General features: G+C 41.3%; 30 protein-coding genes and 1 riboswitch. Of the genes, 24 read left to right on the plus strand and 6 right to left on the minus strand.

The genetic code is table 11. The features are described 5' to 3' along the window. The first annotated feature begins 193 nt into the window (after positions 1-193). The 3 genes from lysA to CZ434_RS02720 all read left to right on the plus strand — a co-directional run bounded on the left by lysA (position 194) and on the right by CZ434_RS02720 (position 2,814). Entirely contained in the window at positions 194-1,513 is a 1,320-nt protein-coding gene (gene lysA / locus CZ434_RS02710) for a diaminopimelate decarboxylase (RefSeq protein ID WP_245830916.1), read from the plus strand. After that, on the plus strand, positions 1,510-1,944 hold the full coding sequence (locus CZ434_RS02715) for a peptidylprolyl isomerase (protein ID WP_077621675.1): 435 nt from the start codon (positions 1,510-1,512) through the stop codon (positions 1,942-1,944). Before lysA ends, CZ434_RS02715 begins: the two co-directional genes overlap by 4 nt. Positions 1,945-2,430: 486 nt before the next feature. Continuing rightward, on the plus strand, positions 2,431-2,814 hold the full coding sequence (locus CZ434_RS02720) for a GNAT family N-acetyltransferase (RefSeq protein WP_077621676.1): 384 nt from the start codon (positions 2,431-2,433) through the stop codon (positions 2,812-2,814). A gap of 185 nt (positions 2,815-2,999) precedes the next feature. On the opposite strand, the gene CZ434_RS02725 is transcribed toward CZ434_RS02720, so the two are convergent. Further along, complete coding sequence (locus CZ434_RS02725; protein ID WP_077621677.1) at positions 3,000-3,083, minus strand: YjcZ family sporulation protein; 84 nt, start codon at positions 3,081-3,083, stop codon at positions 3,000-3,002. 173 nt (positions 3,084-3,256) lie between these two features. On the opposite strand from CZ434_RS02725, the gene CZ434_RS02730 reads away from it, so the two are divergent. The 17 genes from CZ434_RS02730 (at position 3,257) to CZ434_RS02810 (ending at position 19,476) form a co-directional block, all read left to right on the plus strand. Further along, positions 3,257-3,994, plus strand: coding sequence for a segregation/condensation protein A (locus tag CZ434_RS02730; protein ID WP_077621678.1), 738 nt, complete (start codon positions 3,257-3,259; stop codon positions 3,992-3,994). Next, positions 3,994-4,587 (plus strand): SMC-Scp complex subunit ScpB, encoded by a 594-nt coding sequence (scpB, locus tag CZ434_RS02735; protein WP_077621679.1) that lies wholly within the window; start codon positions 3,994-3,996, stop codon positions 4,585-4,587. Before CZ434_RS02730 ends, scpB begins: the two co-directional genes overlap by 1 nt. Before the next feature lie 68 nt (positions 4,588-4,655). After that, a complete protein-coding gene (locus tag CZ434_RS02740) occupies positions 4,656-5,138 on the plus strand; it encodes a DUF3907 family protein (RefSeq protein ID WP_077621680.1) in 483 nt (160 codons plus the stop codon). 711 nt (positions 5,139-5,849) lie between these two features. Beyond that, on the plus strand, positions 5,850-6,734 hold the full coding sequence (locus CZ434_RS02745) for a superoxide dismutase (RefSeq protein WP_077621681.1): 885 nt from the start codon (positions 5,850-5,852) through the stop codon (positions 6,732-6,734). A gap of 141 nt (positions 6,735-6,875) precedes the next feature. After that, a complete protein-coding gene (locus CZ434_RS02750; RefSeq protein WP_077621682.1) occupies positions 6,876-7,973 on the plus strand; it encodes a serine hydrolase in 1,098 nt (365 codons plus the stop codon). After that, positions 7,973-8,563, plus strand: a complete 591-nt coding sequence (locus tag CZ434_RS02755; protein WP_077621683.1) for a nucleoside recognition domain-containing protein — start codon at positions 7,973-7,975, stop codon at positions 8,561-8,563. The genes CZ434_RS02750 and CZ434_RS02755 overlap by 1 nt, the downstream gene beginning before the upstream one ends. Further along, positions 8,560-9,093 (plus strand): spore maturation protein, encoded by a 534-nt coding sequence (locus tag CZ434_RS02760; RefSeq protein WP_077621684.1) that lies wholly within the window; start codon positions 8,560-8,562, stop codon positions 9,091-9,093. Before CZ434_RS02755 ends, CZ434_RS02760 begins: the two co-directional genes overlap by 4 nt. Positions 9,094-9,196: 103 nt before the next feature. Beyond that, positions 9,197-9,937, plus strand: coding sequence for a pseudouridine synthase (locus CZ434_RS02765; protein ID WP_077621685.1), 741 nt, complete (start codon positions 9,197-9,199; stop codon positions 9,935-9,937). Between the two features lie 54 nt (positions 9,938-9,991). Next, positions 9,992-10,561 (plus strand): thiol-disulfide oxidoreductase ResA, encoded by a 570-nt coding sequence (gene resA, locus CZ434_RS02770; protein ID WP_281252227.1) that lies wholly within the window; start codon positions 9,992-9,994, stop codon positions 10,559-10,561. Between the two features lie 30 nt (positions 10,562-10,591). Then, the gene (resB, locus tag CZ434_RS02775) at positions 10,592-12,220 is read left to right on the plus strand and encodes a cytochrome c biogenesis protein ResB (protein WP_077621686.1); all 1,629 of its coding nucleotides are present in this window, start codon (positions 10,592-10,594) and stop codon (positions 12,218-12,220) included. A 38-nt stretch (positions 12,221-12,258) separates the two neighbouring features. Then, positions 12,259-13,446, plus strand: a complete 1,188-nt coding sequence (ccsB, locus tag CZ434_RS02780) for a c-type cytochrome biogenesis protein CcsB (protein WP_077621687.1) — start codon at positions 12,259-12,261, stop codon at positions 13,444-13,446. A 47-nt stretch (positions 13,447-13,493) separates the two neighbouring features. After that, a complete protein-coding gene (locus tag CZ434_RS02785) occupies positions 13,494-14,210 on the plus strand; it encodes a response regulator transcription factor (protein WP_077621688.1) in 717 nt (238 codons plus the stop codon). Continuing rightward, on the plus strand, positions 14,210-15,979 hold the full coding sequence (locus CZ434_RS02790; protein WP_077621689.1) for an ATP-binding protein: 1,770 nt from the start codon (positions 14,210-14,212) through the stop codon (positions 15,977-15,979). The genes CZ434_RS02785 and CZ434_RS02790 overlap by 1 nt, the downstream gene beginning before the upstream one ends. A gap of 80 nt (positions 15,980-16,059) precedes the next feature. Then, a riboswitch (cobalamin riboswitch) is annotated at positions 16,060-16,265 on the plus strand. 144 nt (positions 16,266-16,409) lie between these two features. Next, positions 16,410-16,826 carry a DUF4430 domain-containing protein gene (locus tag CZ434_RS02795; RefSeq protein WP_077621690.1) on the plus strand — a complete coding sequence of 139 codons (417 nt, stop codon included), beginning with the start codon at positions 16,410-16,412 and terminating at the stop codon, positions 16,824-16,826. A 5-nt stretch (positions 16,827-16,831) separates the two neighbouring features. Then, entirely contained in the window at positions 16,832-17,332 is a 501-nt protein-coding gene (locus CZ434_RS02800) for an ECF transporter S component (RefSeq protein WP_077621691.1), read from the plus strand. A gap of 378 nt (positions 17,333-17,710) precedes the next feature. Further along, positions 17,711-18,247 carry an RNA polymerase sigma factor SigX gene (gene sigX / locus CZ434_RS02805; RefSeq protein ID WP_077621692.1) on the plus strand — a complete coding sequence of 179 codons (537 nt, stop codon included), beginning with the start codon at positions 17,711-17,713 and terminating at the stop codon, positions 18,245-18,247. Continuing rightward, a complete protein-coding gene (locus tag CZ434_RS02810) occupies positions 18,244-19,476 on the plus strand; it encodes a GerMN domain-containing protein (RefSeq protein ID WP_077621693.1) in 1,233 nt (410 codons plus the stop codon). Before sigX ends, CZ434_RS02810 begins: the two co-directional genes overlap by 4 nt. A gap of 40 nt (positions 19,477-19,516) precedes the next feature. Here CZ434_RS02810 and CZ434_RS02815 read toward each other — a convergent pair whose 3' ends face one another. Further along, positions 19,517-20,014, minus strand: coding sequence for an inorganic diphosphatase (locus CZ434_RS02815; RefSeq protein WP_095742886.1), 498 nt, complete (start codon positions 20,012-20,014; stop codon positions 19,517-19,519). Between the two features lie 162 nt (positions 20,015-20,176). Beyond that, positions 20,177-20,422: a ferredoxin gene (locus CZ434_RS02820; RefSeq protein ID WP_077621695.1), complete on the minus strand. Its 246-nt coding sequence runs from the start codon at positions 20,420-20,422 to the stop codon at positions 20,177-20,179. A gap of 133 nt (positions 20,423-20,555) precedes the next feature. Here CZ434_RS02820 and CZ434_RS02825 point away from each other — a divergent pair, with 133 nt between their 5' ends. From CZ434_RS02825 to CZ434_RS02840, 4 genes are read left to right on the plus strand one after another with little or no spacing between them, the layout of a single operon-like run. Continuing rightward, positions 20,556-21,614, plus strand: coding sequence for a YpbB family protein (locus CZ434_RS02825; protein ID WP_077621696.1), 1,059 nt, complete (start codon positions 20,556-20,558; stop codon positions 21,612-21,614). After that, on the plus strand, positions 21,614-23,161 hold the full coding sequence (locus CZ434_RS02830; RefSeq protein WP_077621697.1) for a RecQ family ATP-dependent DNA helicase: 1,548 nt from the start codon (positions 21,614-21,616) through the stop codon (positions 23,159-23,161). Before CZ434_RS02825 ends, CZ434_RS02830 begins: the two co-directional genes overlap by 1 nt. Next, the gene (locus tag CZ434_RS02835; RefSeq protein WP_077621698.1) at positions 23,148-23,738 is read left to right on the plus strand and encodes a CPBP family intramembrane glutamic endopeptidase; all 591 of its coding nucleotides are present in this window, start codon (positions 23,148-23,150) and stop codon (positions 23,736-23,738) included. The genes CZ434_RS02830 and CZ434_RS02835 overlap by 14 nt, the downstream gene beginning before the upstream one ends. After that, positions 23,738-24,088, plus strand: a complete 351-nt coding sequence (locus CZ434_RS02840) for a hypothetical protein (RefSeq protein WP_077621699.1) — start codon at positions 23,738-23,740, stop codon at positions 24,086-24,088. Before CZ434_RS02835 ends, CZ434_RS02840 begins: the two co-directional genes overlap by 1 nt. Before the next feature lie 35 nt (positions 24,089-24,123). On the opposite strand, the gene CZ434_RS02845 is transcribed toward CZ434_RS02840, so the two are convergent. The 3 genes from CZ434_RS02845 to CZ434_RS02855 form a co-directional block, all read right to left on the minus strand. Next, complete coding sequence (locus CZ434_RS02845; protein WP_077621700.1) at positions 24,124-24,693, minus strand: manganese catalase family protein; 570 nt, start codon at positions 24,691-24,693, stop codon at positions 24,124-24,126. 86 nt (positions 24,694-24,779) lie between these two features. Next, entirely contained in the window at positions 24,780-25,043 is a 264-nt protein-coding gene (locus CZ434_RS02850; RefSeq protein WP_077621701.1) for a spore coat protein CotJB, read from the minus strand. Beyond that, positions 25,036-25,263 carry a spore coat associated protein CotJA gene (locus CZ434_RS02855; protein ID WP_077621702.1) on the minus strand — a complete coding sequence of 76 codons (228 nt, stop codon included), beginning with the start codon at positions 25,261-25,263 and terminating at the stop codon, positions 25,036-25,038. Before CZ434_RS02855 ends, CZ434_RS02850 begins: the two co-directional genes overlap by 8 nt. Between the last annotated feature and the right edge of the window lie 35 nt (positions 25,264-25,298).

A 25,298-nucleotide genomic window follows, 5' to 3' on the forward strand; every position in this document is an offset into this window, starting at 1 on the left:
ATATTGAACCTTTTACACTATTGTGGTAAATTTGTTTTATGTATTCATGAGAGGGAATCAATTTTACCTTGTTTAAATAATATAAAGGTTTATCAAAAGTCCCTTTATCGCTTTTATTAGGAGTTCTCCATGAACTGTTGGTGATAAGGGACTTTTTATGCAAATGCGTGAAACAGGATGGAGGTGTCGACGCGTGAAGCACCCTTTTAAAGTAAATAATCAGGGACACTTGGAAGTAGGCGGAGTGGATACCACCTACCTGGCGGAAAAATACGGTACACCGCTTTTTGTCTATGATGTCGATTTAATCAGAAGAAATGCAAGATCATTTGTGGACACATTTAAAAAACTCGGAGTAAAAGCACAAGTGGCTTATGCCAGCAAAGCATTTTCGTCAATCGCTATGCTGCAAGTGGCCAAACAGGAGAATCTGAGTTTGGATGTCGTTTCACAAGGAGAATTATATACAGCGCTTCAAGCTGATTTTCCAGTAGATAAAATCCATATGCACGGCAACAATAAGAGTTATCAAGAACTTGAGATGGCGGTCGAAAACAAGATTGGCTGCATCGTTATTGACAACTTTTATGAAATCGAGCTGTTGCGGGATATACTGGGAGAACGTCAGGAGACAATGGACGTCCTTTTAAGAGTGACCCCTGGCATAGAAGCCCATACACACGATTATATTCTGACAGGGAATGAAGATTCCAAATTCGGATTCGACCTGGCAAATGGACAAGCAGACCAGGCATTTGAAGTCTTGAAAGATATTGACTCTATAAACGTGCTTGGTTTGCATTGCCATATCGGCTCGCAAATATTCGAAACAGATGGTTTTGAATTAGCTGTAAGAAAGCTTTTTGAAACATTGGCGCGTTGGAGTCGAATTTTTGGATTTACGCCAAGCGTATTGAACCTGGGAGGCGGTTTTGGCATCCGTTATACTGGTGCCGATGAACCCTTGCCTCTTAACCGCTATGTCGAAGCATTGGTCCGGGAAGTGAAGTCACAAACGGACGAACTGGGACTGGAGTTGCCGGAAATCTGGATAGAACCGGGAAGGTCTATTGTCGGGAACACGGCAGTGACTATCTACAAAACAGGTTCTGTTAAAGAGATTCCAGGCGTCAGAACGTATGTTGCTGTCGATGGAGGCATGACCGATAATCTGAGGCCGGCTCTGTATAAAGCACAATATGAAGCAGTGATTGCCAACAAAGCAGCTGCACCGACAGAACGTACAGTTTCGATAGCCGGAAAATGCTGTGAATCCGGAGATATGTTAATATGGGATATAGAAGTTCCAAGGATTGAACATGGTGACCTGCTGGCTGTTTTCAGTACCGGCGCCTACGGTTATTCAATGTCCAATCACTATAATCGTTTTCCTAAAGCAGCAGTCGTTTTTGCGGAAAACGGTGATGAACAACTGGTCATCCAGCGGGAATCCTATCATGACTTAACTAAAAATGACTTATCATACGAAATGAAGGAGCGAATAAAGAAATGAAACAAGCGACGATAGAATTTGAAAATGGCGAACAAATTAAAATTGAGATGTATGAGGATGCAGCTCCCAATACGGTGGCAAACTTTGAAAAACTGGCAAATAGCGGTTTTTATAATGGCGTGACTTTTCATCGAGTGATACCTGGCTTTGTCGCTCAAGGCGGAGATCCGACTGGAACAGGCGCAGGAGGCCCGGGCTATACTATCAAATGCGAAACAGAAGGCAATCCACATAAACATGTGGCTGGAAGTTTATCCATGGCCCATGCCGGAAAGGATACGGGGGGAAGTCAGTTCTTTATCGTTCATGAACCTCAGCCTCACTTGGATGGTGTGCATACCGTGTTTGGACAGGTTACTGAAGGAATGGATACCGTATTAAGAATCAAGCCCGGAGATGAAATGAAATCAGTTCATGTCGAGACGGTCTAGTATTCCCTCTCAACCCCTTGGACCCAAAAAGAAAATGCCGATATAGCGCTTTGCAAAGGATTGTGTTCTTTTGGATTCATAATGCTCGTGTACCTGATTTATATTGTATCTCCACTGGGAGTATTCATCCATGAATCCGGCCATATTTTGGGAGCTTTATTAATGAAAGCAGAAAGTGAAGCTGTTGGCATGTTAAAAAAGGAAGATTTTCATTGAATGAAAAAAAGAAAAATTGGATCCTGTTTGGCATTCTATTATTAGGTGGAATTGTTTGGGGTATAATTTATTGGTTCGGCATCGTATTATGATGATAAAAAAACCAGTAAAGCTATTTGACAAATTCCAATAAGTGAGTCATAAATATAGTATAGTTTGCCGAATAATTTAGTATCTTAACAGAAATATACTTCCACTTGGTCCGCTCATGTTATATGGGTGAGGTCTTAATTAATAGCATGGAGGTTATTTTCTTAATGAGGGGTAAATATGTTAATTCGTTATAAGAAAAGCTTTGAAAAAATTGCTATGGGACTTCTGTCGTTTATGCCTGAGGAAAAAGAAGTAAAAAAACTGCAGAGTACCATCAAGGAATATGAAAACAATCCTGACTGGCATCTTTTTTTGTGGAAAGAAGAAGATATTCTCGGTGCCGTCGGTATCAGGTTTGAAAACCAGGTTAATGTTATTGTACAGCATATTACGGTTAATCCATCCCATCGCAATATGGGAATAGGAAGAAAAATGGTACAAGGTATCAAAGAAATGTATGCTGAAAAATATGCTGTATGTTCAAATGATATGACGGAAAGATTCCTTGATAAATGTCAGGATACAGAAGAAGGAAAAGATGGGACAAGTCTTGAATCGTGATTAATGGACATATGACTTGGAATAATCCAAGTGAAAAGCCAGCTCCTTTTTAGAGCTGGCTTTTACGTTTTTCTTCCGATCAATTTTGCCTGAGTATTGACCGGTTCTATTTCGTCCATTAATATACATAGAGGCAGCTTTACATGTTTATACTAGCCTGACCGGAGGCTTTTTTACAGTCTATACTATAACCAAGCAGCACCGACGATAATAAGAAGAATGAACAACACAACGATCAAAGCGAATCCACCGCCGTAATTAGCACCCATATGAAAACTCCTCCTTTTTTCAGGAAATAGTTTGAAACTTGATCTTACATTAATAATGTATGCCATTGGTGAGTATGCGTATAGGCGTTCATGCAGTACATCAAAACATTATTCTGGTTTAAGATGGTGTTCTTAACTTTTTTGGAGTTTTTCAGTAAGGAAGGAAGAGTAACATGAGTGAGGCATACGAAGTCAAAACCGAAGCATTCGAAGGACCGCTTGATCTTTTGCTTCATTTGATAAACCAGTATGAAATTGATATATATGACATACCTGTGGCTCAGATTACCGAGCAGTATATGAATTATATTCATACTATGCAACAGCTGGAGCTGAACATAGCCAGTGAATATTTAGTCATGGCAGCCACTTTGTTGGCAATCAAAAGCCAGCTCTTGCTTCCTAACCAAGTTGTCGAGGCAGAGGAAGAGGAGTATGAAGAAGATCCAAGGGACGAATTGATGCACCGATTGATTGAGTATAGAAAATACAAGCAAGCGGCAGATGAACTGAAAGAGAGAGAACTGGAAGCCAATCAAATATATACACGACCACCGAAAGTTTTGGAAGAATCGAATTCAAAATCTCCGGTAGTACCAGGTGATGTTTCCATTTATGATATGATTGCAGCCATGAATAAGGTGATGGAAAGGAAAAAATGGAACCAGCCGATGGAAACCAAAATTCAAAGGACGGAAATTCCCATTAAGGTAAGAATGGAAGAAATACTGACAGCAGTAAGAAAAAGCGAATCCGGCATCCATTTCGACCAATTATTTCCCCAACGGTCTCGTTCCCATGTGGTTGTGACCTTCATGGCGATTCTGGAACTGATGAAAGGAAAGGAAATCTATTGTGTGCAAGAGAAACACTTTGATGAATTAATTATCTATAATATGGGGGATCGATAGTGGACTTAACAGGATATAAAGGAATCCTCGAAGGTTTATTGTTTGCTACAGGTGATGAAGGTCTGAGTGTCAAACAAATACGAAATGCTCTCGACTTGGACGCTGAGTCAATTGAACATCTTGTGCAGGAGCTGATCGATGATTATAATCAGCCTTCCCGAGGTATTACTATAATGAAATCAAATCAAGTACTCCATTTAACAACAAAGCCAGAACATTCCGGATATTATAAAAAACTTCTGGAAACACCGCAGTCTTCCCGGCTGTCACAGGCAGCGCTGGAAACATTGGCTATCGTGGCTTACAAACAACCGATTACTAGGATTGAAATAGAAGAAGTTAGAGGGGTCAAAAGCGATCGGCCGGTCCAGACGCTTGTTTCCAGATCTTTGATCCAGGAGGTCGGCAGAAAAGAGGGGATCGGCCGGCCTATCCTATATGGAACATCGACTGAATTTTTGACTTACTTCGGTTTACGTTCCATCGAAGAGCTTCCACCGTTGCCTGAAAATCTTTCAGAGCCCGATATTGAGGGTGAAGCAGATTTATTTTTTGAAAAGTTTCAAGATCAATTGGATATGGAAAAGGAATAATAGTAAAATTGATCGAATTATAATCATATAATTCATAATAACTCTTCCACAATACAGGAGGCTGAATGATGGGCAATAAATTGCTTCATGTTCATGTTAAAGAAGTAAAGGATTTTTTATCAAAAACGGTAGAAGAAATGAGCGACTATTTAGACAATCACAGACTTAATGACTTATTGGAAGAAAACGGCAGCAAGGATGCTGAGTATTATAAGGAATTAATGAAGGGTCTAAGAAGAATGGCAGTGTTTTGCGAGGAAGCGCTGGATGCAGTCAAAAGTTTGACTCGTCGGGAAAATATTCCTGATTCTGCCGTTGAAAAAACGTTATATGGCATCTACCACCAATGTATATTGGAGTTTTATTCACCAAAATATGATCGGTGGTATGAGAACAGCCGGGCATCTTATACAGGCAATCATTCTATTAGATTTCATCATACCCCGCCCAGGTCTTTTGCCTATTTAATGAGTTCATTGGAAGACTCTTTTCAAGATATAAGAGAAAGCCTTGCTTATTATGAAACAAAATTCCAACCTAAAATGTCTTGATACTAAAAAGAAAACCGTGGGATTCTGTTTTTCAGAACTCACGGTTTTCTTTTTAGTCTGACAGTATCCTTATTGTGTAAAATCCATAAACTGCGACATAACTGGACAGGCTTACTCCCATCCTGAATAAGTCGAGTGCTATACAACCGCTACGGCAGAACACTTCGCTTTCCGCGGCCACGGCCTCAGCCAGGGGACTACGTGAATAAGCTTCCTGTTCCCTTTAGGACTGCGATTACTCGCCCCATCGAAGCCCTTTTGGGACTGCGATTACTCGCCCCATCGAAGCCCTTTTGGGACTGCGATTACTCGTCCCACTGAAAACCATGGGTCGAGGGATTTGCTACAAAGCTTAACTGGAAGATGCAGACCCATCTAAGACCTGCGCTGTTCCCACAGGATAAGGAAAGCTTCGTCAGCATGGCATCGAAAGAAGAAAATCGTTTTGTATTTTCGAGGAGGCTGAGGTGCTGCCCCCGGAAAGGGAGTATTTTTCCGTAGCGCTGGACTACCACTCCATTCGAAATGGATGGAAGAAAGCGACACTGAGAGTTGTGTCGCAGTTTCTCTCAACTAGAAACTAAATAAGGTGGCTTCCATCGGTGGAACTCGTTATCGGTTGCTTTCTGTAGTGTACAAATATATGTTTCATTTTTGCTGTGAATAGGCACTCTGCGGGAAGTGGTGCATAGGATATGGCGAGGTGATTGGATGAATGACTCTAAAAAAGACTATTTGAACTCCTTGCTGCAATGGGGCAAAGATATTGAAGAAAAAATAGAAGGATTTGATTTGGATAAAAAGGAAGCAGGTGAATGGAAAAAACAACTAGTATCCTGGAAGGGGATGGTTATCGACGCACTGGAAATGCAAAATGATCCCCCGGATGAAAAAATTGCGGAATTGGAAGAAAAGAGCCAAATTTTACTTTCTCTGTTGAAATTGATCATTTCAAAAAAGAGAAATGTCTTAGGTTCAGTCGGCATAGGTCGGCATAGGCTCCCTGATCTGCCATATCCATATGATGCACTGGAACCCTACATTTCCTCAGAAATAATGAGACTCCATCATGACAGACACCATAAATCCTACGTAGATGGGCTTAATAAAGCAGAAAGGGAGATTTACAGTAATCCCAAAGATGATAAGCTACTGAAACATTGGCAGAGAGAACAAGCATTTAACGGTTCAGGCCATTTTCTTCATACATTGTTTTGGGAGAATATGACACCGGATGGAGGAGGGAAACCGAAAGGAGAATTATTGAATCAATTGGAAAAAGATTTCGGTTCTTTCAGCCAGTTCAAGCGTCTGTTCACCAGTGCTGCTGAATCGGTCGAAGGTGTGGGGTGGGCAGTGCTCGTATGGGAATTCAGATCCGGGAGACTTGCCATCCAAACCGTGGAAAAACATCAAATGTTCAGTTTATGGGATGTATTTCCGCTCCTGGTCTTGGATGTTTGGGAGCATGCCTACTATTTACAATATAAAAATGACCGATCTCAATATGTCAAGAATTGGTGGAATGTAGTCAATTGGCCTTCAGTAGCCACCAGACTTGAGAAAGCTAAGCAAATCAATATAAAACTTTACTGATCCCGGATTAACCCGGGATTTTTTGTTCCTTTTTTCTACTTGCTTATTTCCGTTGCTTCCTTTTGCGAGAGGTGATTTTATACATATGCATGTCCTTTTTGCATAATATTGTACAAGAAGGAAGGTTGGGGAGGTAGGAGATTGAAATCCATAATAAGCATTATCAGCTGCCTGTTTCTGATTGTGTTGAGTTTTCCGAATACAAGTATTGCAAGTCCTGGTGTTTCTGCTACTAGTGCGGTTTTGATGGAGAGAGGATCAGGCAGAGTGCTTTTTGAAAAAAATGGAAATGAACCACAGCGGATAGCTAGTATCACAAAAATAATGACTGCAATCATAGCAATTGAATCAGGAAAGTTGGATGAAAAAGTTACTGCAAGCAAAAAGGCTGTCTATACAGAAGGTTCCTCGATCTACTTGGAGGAAGGAGAAGAAATGAAGCTGGAAGATCTTGTCTACGGTCTGATGCTTCGCTCAGGTAATGATTCAGCCGTGGCAATAGCCGAACATGTTGGGGGGAGTCTGGAAGGATTTGTGTACATGATGAACGAAAAAGCGGCATGGCTGGGGATGAACAATACCGTTTTTGAAAACCCTCACGGACTTGATTCAGAGAATCACCGATCCACTGCGTATGATATGGCGCTTCTCATGAGGTATGCTATGGATAATCCTGTATTTAGAGAAATCACTGGTGCCAAGTCCCATAAAGCTGAAACAAGGACATACGCCTGGGCAAATAAAAATAAGCTGTTGACCCAGTACTATGAATACTGTACAGGCGGCAAAACAGGTTATACAAAACGAGCCGGGCGGACATTAGTCTCCACAGCAGAGAAAGAAGGCATGGAACTGGTGATGGTCACAATCAACGACCCCGATGATTGGAGGGATCATATGCTTATGTTCAATTGGGGGTTTGAGAACTACGAAATGGTTAAACTTCAAGAACAGGGAAAAGAAACCTTCCATATGGCAGAGACACAGGAGACCAGGAAAGGCTTCTATCATCATGACATTATCTTTCCTTTAAAAAGGGATGAATTGGTAAAGGTTGAGAGTAAGACCTACTTGTTGTCTAAGAAGCAGGAGAATGTCCCGCGATCCGCAATAGGGAAAAGAGTCTTTGCGATTGACGGGCAACCCATTACAGAGGTCACCATCCACAATGAAAGGAAAACAGGAACCGTCAAACATCGTTTTTTAAATGTGCTTCATAAAATGATGGGTGTTAGGTAATGGTCAATTATATATGGGCGTTCATGGCAATCGTCGGAATCGTTTATGCTATGTTCAACGGTACGATGGAGAAAGTGAATAAAGCTTTGTTTGAGGGTGCCGAAGATGCCGTCATGCTTTCCATTGGGCTGATCAGCGTCTTGGTGTTCTGGCTGGGGTTGATGAGAGTGGCCGAAAAAGCTGGTTTACTGACCTTTTTGACGAAAGTTTTCAAACCTGTAGTAACCCGTCTTTTTCCTGAAATCCCAAAAGACCATCCGGCCATGGGATATATTTTATCAAATTTCACCGCAAACCTATTTGGTCTGGGCAATGCTGCCACACCGCTCGGTATAAAAGCGATGGAACAAATGAAGAAGCTCAACGGTAGTGATGAAGCAAGCCGTTCCATGATCACCTTTCTGGCAATTAACACTTCCAGCTTGACACTAATCCCGACTACAGTGATAGCGATCAGGATGAAATATGGTTCCGTTTCACCTACAGAAATAGTAGGCACCACCATTCTCGCTACACTTATATCGACCTGTGCAGCTATATTGATTGATAGATTATTTTATTACAGAAGGGTGAGACGGAACAAAAAATGAGCATTATCACAAATGTAAGCATTTGGCTGATACCTGTCATTATATTGACCGTTTTATTGGCGGCTGTTTGGAAAAAAGTGCCGGCATATGAATTGTTTGTAGAAGGGGGGAAAGAGGGAGTCACAATGGCTGTTTCGCTTCTCCCTTTTTTATTGGGGATGATGGTTTCTATTGCAATTTTAAGAGCATCTGGAGCACTTGAAGCATTTATCGGTTTTTTGACACCTTTTCTGTCGCTGCTCGGGGTCCCGCCTGAAATCATTCCATTATCACTTGTCCGTCCTCTGTCGGGCACGGCCGCACTCGGTATGACTACTGAGATGATCAGGACATATGGCCCAGATTCATTCATTGGAAGACTTGCTTCAACCATGCAGGGAAGCACGGATACTACTCTCTATATTATAACTGTTTATTTTGGTGCTGTTGGTATCCGAAAAATGGGTGATGCCCTTAAAGTTGGACTATTGGCAGATTTAATTGGTATAATAGCTTCAATTGTTGTTGTAACGATTGTTTTTGCGGTTTAAGGCGTTAACATTATGTTAACGCTCTTATTGTGGCTTTTAAACTGCAAAAGCGAACGTATAACAAATTGTAAGAGCTACTATACAATGAAATTATGGTGATAACATGACAAATTCTCAAGAACGCTTACAGAAAGTGATTGCACAAAGTGGAATAACATCGCGAAGAAAAGCTGAAAAGTTGATTGAAGACGGCAAAGTCAAAGTGAACGGAAAGACTGTCACAACGTTGGGAACAAAGGTGACCTTCGACGACAAAATCGAGGTGGAAGGCATCCCGTTAGAAAAAGAAGAACCTGTTTATTACCTCCTTTATAAACCAAGAGGGGTTATTTCCAGTGTGAAAGATGATAAGGAGCGCAAGGTAGTCACGGATTATCTGCCTGAAGTAAAACAAAGGATTTTCCCGATCGGACGTCTCGACTACGATACATCGGGTTTGTTATTGTTGACAAATGATGGAGAATTCGCAAATCTTCTCATGCATCCACGTTATGAAATGGACAAGGTCTACGTGGCTAAGATTAAAGGAATTCCTGATAAAGATGTGCTGAAGAAAATGAAAAAGGGGGTAGTTTCTGAGGGCGAAAAACTAAAAGTTGCCCATGCAAAAATACTGTCTACAGATAACAAAAAAAACACCACCATCCTTCAATTGATATTGCATGAAGGAAAGAACAGGCATATCAGAAGAATGATGGAGGTTCTCAATTTACCGGTTGAAAAACTTAAGAGGGAACAATATGGTTTCCTTACATTGAACGGTCTGAATGCAGGCGAGTCAAGAGAACTGACGCCCCATGAAGTCAAAAAACTCCGGTCGATGGCAGAAAAAAGTGTTAAATAATAGTCAAATTTGTGGCTTGCTTAAAATGATATAATGGTTTAGGGAGTGAGCGTTTTGAGCAAAGTGGAAGAAGCAAAACAACGGAAAAACAAGAAGAAAAAAATGAGGCTCTTATTCCGGTCGTCTATTTTGATCGTTTTATTGGCTGCAGTAGTGTTTGCCTTAGTATCTAACTTTACTAAAGATAAAATTGTTGTCGGTGTTGGGGAAGAGGCGCCTAATTTTAAACTGGAGCGTTTGAACGGTGAAGGGGGACAACTCTCGCTAGACGACCTTGAAGGAAAGGGAGTCATGTTGAACTTTTGGGCTACATATTGCGGGCCTTGTAAAGAAGAGATGCCTTATATGCAAAGTCTTTACCCAGAATATAAAGAAAAAGGCGTAGAGATAGTAGCGGTGAGTTTAGACTCTACAGATTTGGTTGTGAATCGATTCGTTGATCAGTACGAACTTTCATTTCCAATATTGAGAGACAACAATAATCAAGTGCTTGAATTGTATGATGTAGGAGAACTTCCTTCTACCTTGTTTATCAATCCTGAAGGAAAGGTTGTTGAAAAGGTGTCAGGCGCACTTACTCTCGACCGGCTGGAGGGATATTTGCAGCAAATTACGCCTCAATAACAGCAGCTAGTAAAATGGAGAGGGATTTTTATGAAGCAAATTACATGCGATGCCTGCGGGCATGTCAATCGGGAAGGCACAGTGCTATGCGAATCATGTGGAAAGCCGATCCAACAAGGCGGCGATGAAGGCAGCGGCAAAAATAAACTGCTCAACATGCGGTATGACGGAAGTGCCAGGCGTTCCCAAACCTACAATAAGTCCATTATCGACAAGATTTGGAATTTCTTTTCTTCTGTAAAAGTAGGTGTATGGCTGATTGCAATCACCATTATTGCTTCCGCCGTCGGGACGATTTTCCCGCAGGAAATGTATATTCCTCAAACGGTGGAACCCGCAGAACATTACGCCGACCGTTATGGAATTCTTGGCCAGATTTATTACCAGCTCGGTTTCCATAATTTATACAGCTCCTGGTGGTACATGGTTTTGATAGCAATGATTGGTATATCGATCATCATAGCCAGTATCGATCGGGTCGTTCCTTTATACAGGGCTTTAAAGATGCAAAAGCCAAAAAGGCATGAAACTTTTTTAAAGCGGCAAAGACTCTACAATAATACTGACAACGTCTCGAAAGAAGAGAAGGAGACAATCATAAATGGTCTGAAAAAACAGAGGTATAACATCACAGAAGAAGATGGCCATATCCTTGCCGAAAAAGGCCGGTTTTCCAGATGGGGGCCATATGTCAATCATATTGGATTGATTGTCTTTCTGTTCGGGGTTCTGCTTCGTTTTATTCCATTTATGTACATAGATGACTATGTATGGGTACGTGAAGGAGAAACCGTCGTAATACCAAACACTGAACAGCGTTATTATATAGAAAATAAAGAATTCATCATGGAAACCTATGATGAATCCGATGAACGGTATCAAGAGTCTATCCAGATGCAGGGCGGTGCTGTGCCGAGTAATTACCAGACCGACGCAGTCATTTATGAAAGATCCGATAATATGGTTGCCGGGGAGGATCCGGAGCTGGAAGAAGTCAAGGAAGGCAGTATCCAGGTCAACAAGCCGCTCAAATTTGACGGATATGCTTTATATCAATCAAACTACCAGCTCAACGAGTTTAGTTCAATGACATTTAAAATCCATGAAACAGATGACGAAGAAGAGGAGGCGTTGACCAGCTTTACTGTCGACTTGACTGATCCTGCTTATGAGTACGATTTGGATAATGGTTTCAGAGTCGTCATCGACCAGTATTTTCCTGACTACTATTTGGATGAAGGTACACCTGCCTCATCAACAAAGTATCCCAGAAATCCGGCTTTTGTATTCTTTGTATATCCTCCCGGAGAAGAAGAACCCGAAATAAGTTTTGCAGGTATCGGGAGAAATGTGGATGCCAGCGGCGAAAATGATTACAAAGTCGGTCTTCAGGACTTTGATGTCAGGGATGTGACCGGATTGACGGTGAAACGTGACTATACTTTACCGATCATCGCATTAGGCGGACTTATTTTTATGATAGGTGTCGTTCAAGGCATGTACTGGTACCACCGACGTGTTTGGATCCATCCAAAAGGAGAAGGTATTCTGATGGCTGCCCATACCAACAAGAATTGGTTCGGTTTAAAACGTGATATTGAGAAAGCCATTCAAACTACAAATGTAAACATGGTAAATGATCAGCAGGATGAAAAATAAGCCTTCGTAAACCCGAAGGCTAAAGGAGGACGAACATCGTGGAATTAAGTACTATTAGCAGCGGGTTACTATATGCTGCCTTTATTTTATACTTGGTCGCTACCTTTTTCTTTGCCGGCACAATTCGTGACAAGCGGGGAAAAAGTAATAGTGACAGGTTGGGTAAGATTGCCATTGCGATTACCATCGTCGGTTTCCTTTCACAAGTCAGTTATTTCTTTACAAGGTGGGTTGCGAGCTCGCATGCTCCTGTCAGCAACTTGTTCGAATACACTACTTTCTTCGGAATGATGTTGGTCTTGGCTTTTATAATTATTTATTTTATATACCGGTTGAATCTTCTAGGATTGTTTGCATTGCCTGTGGCCCTTTTAGTGATAGCCTATGCAAGCATGTTCCCGACAGAGATTTCCCCTTTGATTCCTTCATTGAAGAGTCATTGGTTGTATATTCATGTAACAACTGCAGCTTTGGGGGAGGCAATTTTGGCTGTGAGTTTCGCAGCAGGTCTTATTTATCTGATCAGCCAGGTAGACCAGGCCAGAAGAAGCAAACGTACTACTTGGCTTGAAATTATCATTTATTCCATATTGGCTACACTTGGTTTTGTGATAATTACATCAGTGTTTTCCGGTTTCGGTTATAATGCGCAATTCCAGTTCCCGATTGAAGGAGAAGAAGTGACTGTTGATTATCATTTGCCTGCTATAGCAGGACCTTCTGAGGGTGAGCTTCTCACAGAGGACGCCATGGGACCTGTGTTTGAAGCACCAGGTTGGATGCATGGAGAAAATGCAGCCAGAAAATTCAATACCTTGATTTGGTCGATGATGGTCGGACTTATTCTTTATATTGCTGCAAGGCTTATTCTGCGTAAAAGAGTTGCAGCTGCCATCCAGCCGTTATTGAAAAAGGCAAACCCTGATTTGGTCGATGAAATCTCTTATCGTTCTGTCGCTATTGGCTTCCCTGTATTTACTTTAGGAGCTTTAATATTTGCAATGATTTGGGCACAACAGGCATGGGACCGATTCTGGGGATGGGATCCTAAGGAAGTCTGGGCCCTTATCACTTGGTTTTTTTACGCCGCCTTTTTACACTTGAGACTTTCGAGAGGTTGGCACGGTGAAAAGTCTGCTTGGCTTGCGGTCGGTGGTTTTGCGATTATTATGTTTAATTTGATTGCTGTTAATTTGATAATCGCAGGTCTTCATTCTTATGCATAAGGTTATTTCTTTTAAAGCCATGCTATATAAGATTAGGGGGGAAAGAAATGTCTGATTTAGAGAAAGTGTTAGTGGTAGAAGATGAAGATAGAATCAGAAAATTGATCAGGATGTACCTTGAGAGAGAAAACTATGAAGTTATCGAAGCAGAGGATGGGGAGACAGGTTTGGAGCTGGCCTTGAAAGAAGATTTTTCCGTCATCATCCTTGATATTATGATGCCCGGTAAAGATGGGATAGAAGTTTGCAAGGAATTAAGAGAGGAAAAAAACACCCCTGTCATTATGCTGACAGCTAAAGGCGAGGAAGCTAATCGTGTTCAAGGTTTTGAGGTAGGGACAGATGACTATATAGTCAAGCCGTTCAGCCCCCGCGAAGTGGTCCTAAGGGTAAAAGCTCTGCTCCGCCGATCTTCTGCCAGCACTTTTTCCGAAATCGATAGTAAAACGCGTGACCTGATTGAATTTCCGCATTTGTTAATCGACAACGATGCCCATCGTGTAACAGCTGACGGCAATGAGGTGGGACTGACTCCTAAAGAATATGAACTGCTGGTTTTCTTGGCAAGAGCACCGGATAAGGTGTTCGATAGAGAGCAGTTGCTGAAGGAAGTCTGGAAATACGAATTTTTTGGCGATTTGCGGACAGTCGATACCCATGTGAAAAGATTAAGAGAAAAATTGAGCAAAGTTTCCAAAGATGCGGCAAAAATGATTGTCACTGTCTGGGGAGTAGGCTATAAATTCGAGGTAACTGAGGAATAATGTTGTGGCGGAGTGTGGTTGGTAAATTATGGTTTACTATCCTCTTATTGGTGGCATTTGTTCTTTTAATCCTGACTATACTTCTATTGCAGTTCTTTCAGAATTTCCATACCAGTGAAGCGGAAAAGAATCTCATGCAGACAGCCGTCAAGGTCTCCGTCATGGTAGAACATTACGAGGAACGGGATTTGATTTTTGAAACCACCGACCTTGTAAAGGATCCTTCAAGCAGGGTGGCTGTCCTTTTCTCTGAAAACGACTTTTGGGTTTCTGATGGAAACGATGGCACATTGCCAGAAATCAGTTATGATTGGTTGAAATCAGAAGACGATCTGTTTGCGATAAAAGATACCAATAGAGAAGTGCAGAAACTTACCAGTCTGCCGGGAAGTGAAGACCAGGCGATCATTGTCGGTATGCCTTTGCCTGACAGGGAGGGCGCGGTCTATGTCTATCAGTCGCTTAATGTCATCAAAGAAACTACAAATGAAACTACTAAAATAATCTGTCTGGCGGCAGGAGTTGCATTGATACTTACAACCATTTTCGCCTTTTTCCTGTCCACAAGGATTACTTCCCCATTAATTAAAATGCGAGAAGGCGCCTTTGAACTTGCAAGAGGCGAATTTAATACAAAAGTTCCGATTCTTACTCATGACGAAATAGGAGAACTTGCAATGGCCTTCAACAGAATGGGGAGGCAGTTGAAATTTCATATCAATGCTCTCAGGCAAGAGAAGGAACAAGTATCAAGCATACTTAGTTCGATGGCAGATGGAGTTATAACGCTCAACAGAAAAGGGAATATCATCGTATCGAACCCACCTGCGGAAAAATTCTTAAGAGATTGGTATTATGAAAACTCAGTTGAATTTGAAGAGGAAGCTCCTTTACCGACAGAGCTCAGAGAAACATTGGAACAAGTAATTGATACTGAACAAGAAGTCATGAAAGAGCTGCTCATTCAAGGCCGGAACTGGGCGATGATCATGACACCCCTCTATGATCAAGAATACGTTCGTGGGGCAGTAGCTGTTTTCCGGGATATGACAGAAGAAAGAAGAATGGATAAACTACGGGAAGATTTCATTGCAAACGTATCCCATGAACTTCGGACACCGATTTCGCTGTTGCAAGGATACAGTGAAGCTATTGTGGATGATATTGCGGAAAGCAAACAAGAAAAAAATGAACTTGCCGGTATCATCCATGAAGAATCTCTACGGATTGGAAGACTTGTCAATGAATTGCTCGATTTGGCGCGAATGCAATCTGGCAATATCCAATTGAACTTTGAATCGGTGGATGTTGAAGTTTTCACAAATCGTATCGTGAAGAAATTTCAAGGGCTTGCCAATGAAAAAAATATTCATTTAGAGATGAATGTGAAACTCGATGAGCACCAGGCCTTATTCGATCCTGACAGAATTGAACAGGTGTTTACCAATTTGATCGACAATGCCATAAAGCATTCCCAAGAAGATGGCCGGGTAGGAATTCAACTTCGCTCGGAAGGTGAGATGCTGGTTGCTTCTGTTAAAGATTCAGGTTATGGAATTCCCCCGGAAGATCTCCCTTTTGTATTTGAAAGGTTTTACAAGGCAGACAAGGCCCGGACAAGAGGAAACGGCAAAAAAGGTACAGGACTCGGTCTGGCCATTGCTAAAAATATAATTGAAGCCCACAAGGGTACGATAACGGTTCAAAGTAAATTGGAAGAAGGTACGACATTTACTTTCCAAATCCCGAAAAAGCACGATTATCAGTAATTTATGAAGAATAATCTTGTTACCTATGGAACATTCAATCTTTTTATATTTGTTTAGTTATGGTAGAATTATTTTGCAAATTGAATAGAGAAGACGTTGGTGCTTTTCAGTTTTTCTTAAACGGAAGGGCTGTTGGCTTAAAAGGGAATCCGGTGTAAATCCGGAACTGTCCTCGCAACTGTAAGTGTGTACGAAACGGGAGTTCCACTGTATGGCAAACATATGGGAAGGTCCCTTAGTAGGTTGATACACAAAGTCAGTAGACCTGCCATGTCTTTGGTTTCAATGCTTCGGGGATTGAGCGAATGAGACTTAAGGCTGGTTATTCCATCCGTATGTCTTAAAGCTTATCTTCCTAGAAAGATAAGCTTTTTTGTTGGTATTTTTAGACAATTTCGTTCAACCAAATAAATTATCGGAGGTTGTCAGTATGAAAAACATTTTTTCAGCACTATTTTTAGTCCTTTTCTTAGTTACAGGACTAGTGGGCTGTGGTCAAGAACAAGGACAGGAACAGGAACAGTCAGAGCCCCAGACAGAGAATGCGAGTGAGACAGAAAACGAAGAGTCCGTTTCGGTTACGATTAGTGAAGATGGTGAAGACGTCATCGCTGAAGAAGATATTCCTATTGAAGAAGGAGACATTTTGTTGGACGTCATGAAAGAAAATTTTGAAGTCGAAGAATCAGATGGATTTATCACTTCAATTGAAGGTGTTTCGCAGGATGAAGAAGCAGGTAAATATTGGATGTATTATGTGAATGGAGAAATGGCTGAAGTTGGCGCGAATGAAAAAGAGTTGTCTCCTGATGACGAAGTTACTTTTGATTTGCAAGCAATGGAATGAGCCAGTTGAACATTTATAAGCTCACACTTGTTTCTATATTGGCAGCATTGGCTGTAGTGGGACGATTTGCTTTTCAATTCCTTCCCAATATCCAGCCAGTGACTACCTTGATTATCATTAGCGGCTTTTTTTTAGGACCAGTTGCTGGCATACTGCTAGCAGTCCTGTCCACCTATTTATCCAATTTGTTTCTTGGAATGGGGATATGGACTGTCTGGCAGATCATCGGCTGGGCCTTTATTGGTTTTTTAAGTGGCATGATTGGAAAGTATTTTAAAAATATTCCCGTTATTCTTCTGAGTCTATTTTCCATTTTTTCAGGCTATTTATATGGCCTGATTATTTCGTTGACTTCATTTACAGTAAGCGGAAAATTCTTGCCATACTATTTAGCAGGACTACCTTTCGACACATACCATGCTGTTGGTAATGGGATTTTTACGTTTCTTTTGTTTCCATTATTCTCAAAAGTATTTCAGCGGTATCAAAATAAATGGCAATTATGATAAAAATACCAACTTCCCTGTTGGTATTTTTTTGTGATAAATTAGTAAGACCTATTTCAATCATATAAGAAACCAAAATATCCGGCGGCTATGTGATTAAACGCCAGCCAAATTCACCAGCTCGTCGAGGAACCATACTAAGAAGCGGCAGTAGAAGACGCAGAGCTGATGTGGGGGCTAAGGCCGTGCGCGTGGAAAGCGAAGTGTTCTGCTGCAGCCAGGACATAGACGATCATTAGAACAACAAGAATCGAAGTAACCTTAGTTCGCACTTTCCCTCTCTTGTAAACCATAAATTAAACACACAAAATTCCTCCAAGATATTGTAACTTTCGAGATACTCGGTACGACAAATATTTATGAACGGGGGGCTTGCGTATGAAAGCCGCTTTTCAGCAATTATACGAGGAATATCATAATGATTTATTTCAATTTATCATGTATATGGTAAAAAACAAGGAGCAAGCAGAAGACCTCGTCCAGGAAGTATATATAAGGGTTTTGAAGTCCTATGATACTTTCAAGGGAGATAGTTCCGAAAAAACCTGGCTTTTCTCTATTGCCCGCCATGTATCCATTGATTATTTCCGCAGACAGCAAAGCCGGAGAAAAAGAATCCTGGATATTTTTGACTGGGGGGAAAAAGCCCATCTTGTAAGGGACGAGGGAGCGCTTCCTGAAGAGATATCCCTTCTCAATGAAGAAATGAAAATGGTTTACCGTTGTCTCGATAAATGCACTTTGGACCAAAAAAGTGTTGTGATACTAAGGTATGTACAATCTTTTTCCATTGAAGAAACCGCAAAAACTTTAGGATGGAGTATCAGCAAAGTGAAGACAACGCAACATAGAGCAATCAAAGCTTTGAGAAGATTTATCGAACAAGAAAACGGGGAGGAGGGAGACGCTGAATGAAGAAAAAAATCGATGAAAATAAATTGGAAGACTTGTTGAGAGATATGCCTGCTATAAAGGATGAGCAAGAGCGAGATGAACTCTACCAAAAAATCACTTGCCGTATGGAGGCAGAGGGTAGGCAGATTGAAAATAAGAAATCCAAGGCTGTTTGGCTTATCCCCTCCTTTGCAACGCTGGCTGTTCTTATCCTGGCTGTTGTGATCGTTCAAAGCATCTTGCAAGAAGGCTATTATTCCTCTGAGGGAGATACTGTAGATTATTCGATGACAAATACAGAGGAAAGTCGGCCAGTAAAAGAGAATGTCGGAAAAATGGAAAGAAATGAGGACGGAGACTATTCGATATCTGAAGAGGGAGCAGAGGATACTGGGGCATCTGCACAATTAAATAATGCAGAAGAGATAACAACTCCGAAATTGATCTATCTTGACGAAAACGACGAGACATTATTGACTATTTCCGTTCCTGATTTGAATGCTCAATACCTTATTCCGTTCTCCATCAAAGTAAAGAATGATGAAAAAAAGATTGAAGAAGTATTGAATAATATCCAATCGTATATTCCAGAAGAAGTCGGGGGTGCTTCTCCACACCCGCTAGCAAACTTGAGTTTTGATTTGAAGCAGGAAACAAGAGAGGTCATCATTGATTTTCCGGAAGATTATACGTTGCCCCCGGGAAGTTCTGTCCAAAGCAAATTAGAAACAATCCTTTCGGATTTGTTTCTGCCGCTGGATATCGATCAGGCACTGCTTCAGACTGAAGGTGTTCCAGGAGTCGATTTAGGACAAATCGGCACAGATATTGAAAGATTTGAATTTCAAGCTGGTGATGAACAAGGGTACAAAATTTATCAGTACAATGAACAATCACCAGAAAGACTGGTGCCTGTCCCTCTAACAGATCAGGAAGGAAATATAGGCAGTGCTCTAAAGGAGATGCAGAAAGATGAGCAGCCTTCCGGTATCAGTGCTTCTATACCGGAAGCAGCATCATTAGTTGTGGAACAGAACCTTACAAAAGGAATTTTGAAAGTATCTTTGGAGGGCCAGTTTAATGAAGACCAAAAGACTCTCAATACAGTTGAAGCTATTTTGATGACAGCCAAGGACTTTCATTTTCAAAAAGTGGAGTTGGACATGGGGATTGACCAAGTGGGTCCATACCAGCTCAGTGAGCCGCTCGATATCCCTGACGGGGCCAATCCTACTCCAATAGAGCAATAAAAAAACCGGTGCTTCATAAGGCGCCGGTTTTTTTCTGTGCTTATTTAGTTTCTTTGTATCTTGCAATACAGTCGTCGATAAGTTTGTTAGCTGCTTCTACGCCTTCCCACTCACCGATTTCTGTTTTTTTGTTCTGAAGATCTTTGTATGTCTTGAAGAAATGAGCAATTTCATCCAATTTATGGGATGGGATATCTTCTAAGCTGTACACATCTTTAAAACGTGGATCTTCAACGGGCACTGCAAGCAGTTTCTGGTCTTCTTCACCGCTATCGATCATATTCAAGAAACCAATAACACGGGACTCGATAACACAACCTGGGAATGTAGGGTTAGTTACGATTACCAACGCATCAAGTGGATCTCCATCCAATGCAAGTGTTTCATCAATATAGCCATATTCTGCAGGATAAAACTGTGGAGAGAATAGCACCCTGTCAAGCTTGAATACACCTTTTTCCTTGTCGAATTCATATTTATTTTGGTTTCCAGTAGGTATTTCCACGAACACGTCTAAAACTTTATTTTCTGCCATTATAGTTTTCCTCCTTATTGATTTCCTGGAGCAGGATTGTTCAAATCCGCTGCCGGATAATATGTAATTAACTTCGGTTACATATTATATCAATATTTATGGAGGAAAGAAAGCTAATAACATGTTAAAATATAATCTGAACTATTCGTCGGCCTTACTACCAAACTATTTAGTTTGCGGATCACCGAAAAATGGCGTTTCAGCTATTTTAATTGAATCTGTCGGACAACCATCATGAGCATCCAACAGGTCTTCTTCTAAGTCACTATGAATGGAAGTTGTGCCGTGATTGTTGTCAGCAAAAGCCAGAGCAATACCTTCGTCATCATAATCAAATATATCAGGCGCCGCAGCCCCGCACGCTCCACAGGCAATGCAAGTCTCTTGGTCGACCATTGTAAATTTAGGCATCAATGAGTTCCCCCTTGTTTGCAGTCAAGTTAGCATCTGCCTCGTATTCTATTGTAAGATTGTTGGAACGACATTTCAATAACAGGTATTGTCAGGAAAGTACTTTTGGCAAGGGATGTAAAGGAGAATCCGTGTGTTTGAACATTTATTACTAGCTAGTATACATAAAATAAACGGTGAACGAAGCCTTCCTGCCGTCTATCACTTGCTGACTGGCAAGAGATCTTCCCAAACCTTGCAGGATGCTAGAATCTTCGACTTGGCCGGTTTTTTCGGACTGTGCAAATCTCTTGTAAAAGAAGATTTTAACCGTGCAATTATGGAATTGAATGAAAATGGCAAAATCCAAATTCGGGAAGGTGCAGCAACAGTTAAAGAGAAAGGAATTGCCTGTCTTTCTAAGAGTGCTTACAAAGAACCTTTCGAGCAATTCAACGGCTTGGTCTACGATCGCTCTGCAGATTTAATTTATCAACGCTTAACTATATTTGTTCAAACAGCGACAAATATTTATTCTGGTAATAAATTTTTCATTCCGGTTATAGAAAATGAACAGACATTACTATGGTTCAAGTCGTTCTACCGGAAGCATAACCAAGAGTTGAAAAAGTGGATAGATGCTCTTTATGAAGAACTGTCGGCTTTCTTGCAAAAAATCCCTGATATGGATGCCGGGATTTTTGTCGACAGACTGACGGGGTACAGCAGAATAGGTTTGAGTATGGAACAATTGGCTGTAAAATACCAGATTGAAAAGCTGGATGTTCACTTAAGGTGGCTCCTGACAGTCCATGCGCTTTTGAATCACATTGCAGACAACCAAGACAAATATCCGTATTTGTCTGTTTTTGCAGATGGGTTGTTCAATGACTTCTTTCTTACAGATTCTGCAAAAAAGACATATGAACTATTGCAAAAGGGCTACAGTATTCCTGCTGTGGCCAAAATCAGAAAGTTGAAAGAAAACACTATTCACGATCATATTGTTGAAGTAGCTTATGCCAGTCCACAATTCCCGCTTGAACGTTTCTTGACAAACAAAGAAGTGGAAGAAATAGTGGGCATGGCTAAAAAGCTTAATACAAGAAGGCTGAAAGAGATTCAGCTTGCACTCGATAATAAGTATAAGTATTTTCAGTTAAGACTGGCATTGGCTGTGAAACGTTCAGACTGGTTAAAGGAGCAGGTGTAATGGTAGAGGAAAAACTGGAAAGGGCATTACAAAAATATTATGGTTTTTCTTCCTTTCGGCCCGGTCAAAAGGAAATAATCCTTGATGTCCTGGACGGAAAAGATGTCCTCGGCATTCTTCCTACCGGTTCGGGAAAATCACTTTGCTACCAGCTTCCGGCTAGGATATTGAAAGGATCGGTACTAGTCATCTCCCCGTTGATTTCTTTGATGACTGATCAAGAAAAACAATTGATTGCGAAGGGTTTTAAAAGAGTCATTTCAATCAACAGCTTTTTGTCTTTTGAAAAGAAAAAGACGGCATTTCAGCAACTAGGCAGCTATGACCTTATTTATGCCTCTCCCGAAATGCTTCAAAGTCCGGAATTCGTTGCGAAATTAAAACAAATCCAACTAGCCCTGTTTGTAGTCGATGAGGCACATTGTATTTCCCAATGGGGGCATGAGTTCAGGCCGGATTATTTGAAACTGGGTGACATCGTGGGGGAGTTGGGTCGTCCCCCTATCTTAGCATTGAGTGCGACGGCCACCCCAGAAGTCCAGGAGGATATTATCTATCAGTTGAAGAGCGACCGAATGAAAAAGCATATACATCCAATGGACAGAGAAAACATTGCATTGAAAGTAGATAAATTCCCAAGCCCTGCTGATAAATTGACGTACTTGTCAAAAATATTGGAAAAATATAAAGTTCCGACAATGATATATTTTTCGAGCAGGAACTGGACAGAAAAAGCAGCAATCACTCTTTCCAATGCAGTGCCGGATTTAAAAATCGCATACTATCACGGCGGAATGGAACAGACAGATCGCATACTGGTTCAACAGCAATTCATGAATGATGAATTAGATGTGATCTGCTGTACCAGTGCCTTTGGAATGGGGATAGATAAAAACAATATCAGACTTGTTGTGCACTTTCACCTGCCGACACAAATTGAATCATTCATCCAAGAAATAGGCCGAGCAGGCCGAGATGGAAAATCCAGCGTCAGTCTGGTAATGCTAGCCCCGAATGACGATTTATTGCCAAAGAAATTGATCCAGCTTGAACTTCCTGTTGAGATGGAGGTTGAAAGGGTATTTCACCGGTTGCAGGCCATACAGCAAAAAGAAGGGAAACTGTTCGAAAAAGACGAAGAAAATGCCCAGTTTATGGATATTTCTGAAACACAGTGGAGATTTTTACGTTATCATCTAGAAAAGCAAGCAGTGATAGGACAGGGAAGGATCGCTCCTGAATTTGAAGACTGGAACCAAGTCAAGCTCGAACTCGGAAAAATTGTTAACTGGAGGACGAGCTATAAGGAGTCGAAGCTGTCGGAATTGTTGAAATGGGCAGAGTCTGAATCGATTTGTAGAAGAGAGGGGTTGTTTTCTGCTTTTCAGGATTCTGTCAAACCTCCAACTTACGGGTGTTGTGATCATTGTGGTTTTACTTTGGGGACGTGGCAGCCGGAAGAGCAAACACGGCGGAATGAGACGATTGATTGGAAAGAAGATTTTAAAATGCTTATGTTGCAGGGTGACCGGAATGAAGTTCACTAACCAAGCAAAAATTGCCAGGAAAATGCCTTATAAACAATTGATAAAACAGTTGTATTTATCCCAATTTATTTTCTTTCTGTTCACACTAGGAATCAGTCTGTTTTTGTTTGATTCTCCTTCCCGATGGCTCGGATTATTCTCTTGGAAGCCACAACAGCTTTTCTTCTATGGTGTCATCCCTGGATTGGTTGTAGTTTTGATTGATTTGGTCCTGGTGAGGGTATTTCCGGAGGAGTCCTTCGACGACGGAGGAATCAATGAAAAGGTGTTCAGAAATGCTTCCATCCCTCATATCTTTCTTTTGGCAGCCGTCATTTCCATCAGTGAAGAGTTGTTGTTCCGCGGCGTTCTGCAAACGGAATTGGGATATATAACGGCCAGTCTGCTATTTGCATTAGTGCATTTCAGATATTTAACAAAGCCTGTATTGTTATTTTCCGTTTTGGTGTTGAGTTTTTTTATTGGTTGGCTATATGAAACAACTGCGAACCTTCTAACTACAATCACTGCACATTTCCTAATAGATCTATTATTAGGGCTTATCATCAAATCAAAAAAGGGAAAGGGGGAGTCCTGATGGGAGAACATATGAGTGATCAGGCAAATCAGCTTAGGAAAAAGGCAAGCAAGCCCGAACTGCAGGAAGAGGATCAGACATCAACTACCGACCCAACAGCGGAAATGGATGTGAATGTATTGGAACTTCCTCCCCGAAAAACTGTTCACCAACAAAAAAAGACCGGAATGAAGTGGAAGTTAAGCTACCCGCTTGTCCGTTTATTGTTTTTATTGTTCTTATTGATTATCATTTTGCTGCTGACTTACAATTTATGGGGCAAAGAATGGATGAATCTCGAAATGGAGCGTGTACCAGAGGAATTTCGGCCTTGGGTGGAAATAATCGAAATCAAAACAGGTAGTGGATGAGCGGAGCCGAATGACATTACAGCTCCGCAAGTAAATCAGAAAAATTTCTTTTTATCTCGCTCTTCTTTTAGAATCTCCGCCGCTTCTCTGAAGCGTTGTGAATGGACTACTTCCCTTTCTCTTAAATATTTCAGTCCATCATTCAATTCCGGGTCATCTGAAAGATTAATAATCCATTGATAGGTTGCTCTCGCCTTTTCTTCCGCAGCAATATCTTCATATATATCGGCGATTGGGTCGCCCTTTGCCTGGATATACGAAGCTGTCCATGGAACTCCTGCTGCATTATGGTAAAATAAAGCATTGTCATGGTTTGCATAATGTTCGCCAAGGCCTGCTTCTTTCATTTGTTCCGGAGTAGCGTCTTTCGTTAACTTATAAACCATGGTAGCAATCATCTCGAGATGGGCAAATTCCTCTGTACCAATGTCTGTCAACAAACCGATCACTTTATCAGGAATGGAATATCTTTGATTCAGATATCTTAAAGCTGCTGCCAATTCTCCGTCAGCTCCGCCGTATTGTTCAATCAGAAACTTTGCAAGTCGGGGATTACATTCCCTCACACGAACAGGGTATTGCAATTTCTTTTCGTAATACCACACAGATATCTTCCTTTCCATCAATAGTTTCCATACCAGCTCGCTATTTTTCAGGTTTGTGTGGAGGATGGGAAGTTAACCGGCATGATTTATACCTGCCAAGGCCATGGTGCATCCTTCCAGTTCCATGGGTAACCGGAATAACTTTTTCCGTATTGCATGAGCGGTCCGTATTTCACTTCATACTGCTTTTTCAGCTGTTTGCTCTGTTTAGCATGGTAATTGAATTGCTGTATGGCCTCTTCATCGTAAGGGTGCGTATCGAGGTACAGGGTCAATTCGCAGAGAACGAAGTCAATTGCTTGAATTTGCTCCAATAATTGATAATATTCAGTTGACAGCAATTTATCCATCGTCGTCCCCCCTCTCATAAGGCGAACAATATGGACTGAAAAGGGCAGGCCATAATGTGCCTCTGTACAATGCTTCTATCGCTGTTTCATATTGGGGGAGACCTGGTGGTTGAAATCCGAGATATAATTGCGGCGGTGTTTCGTAGCTTTTCGTTTTGATTGGTGGGCATGGATCAAACGGACTGATATATGGATGATAATACTTCCGTTGAGTAAACATGCGAAACCTCCTTCCTGGCGGTATGCAAACTCTTT

The sequence above is a fragment of the Sediminibacillus massiliensis genome (assembly GCF_900156915.1).
GTDB classification, from domain to species: domain Bacteria; phylum Bacillota; class Bacilli; order Bacillales; family Amphibacillaceae; genus Sediminibacillus_A; species Sediminibacillus_A massiliensis.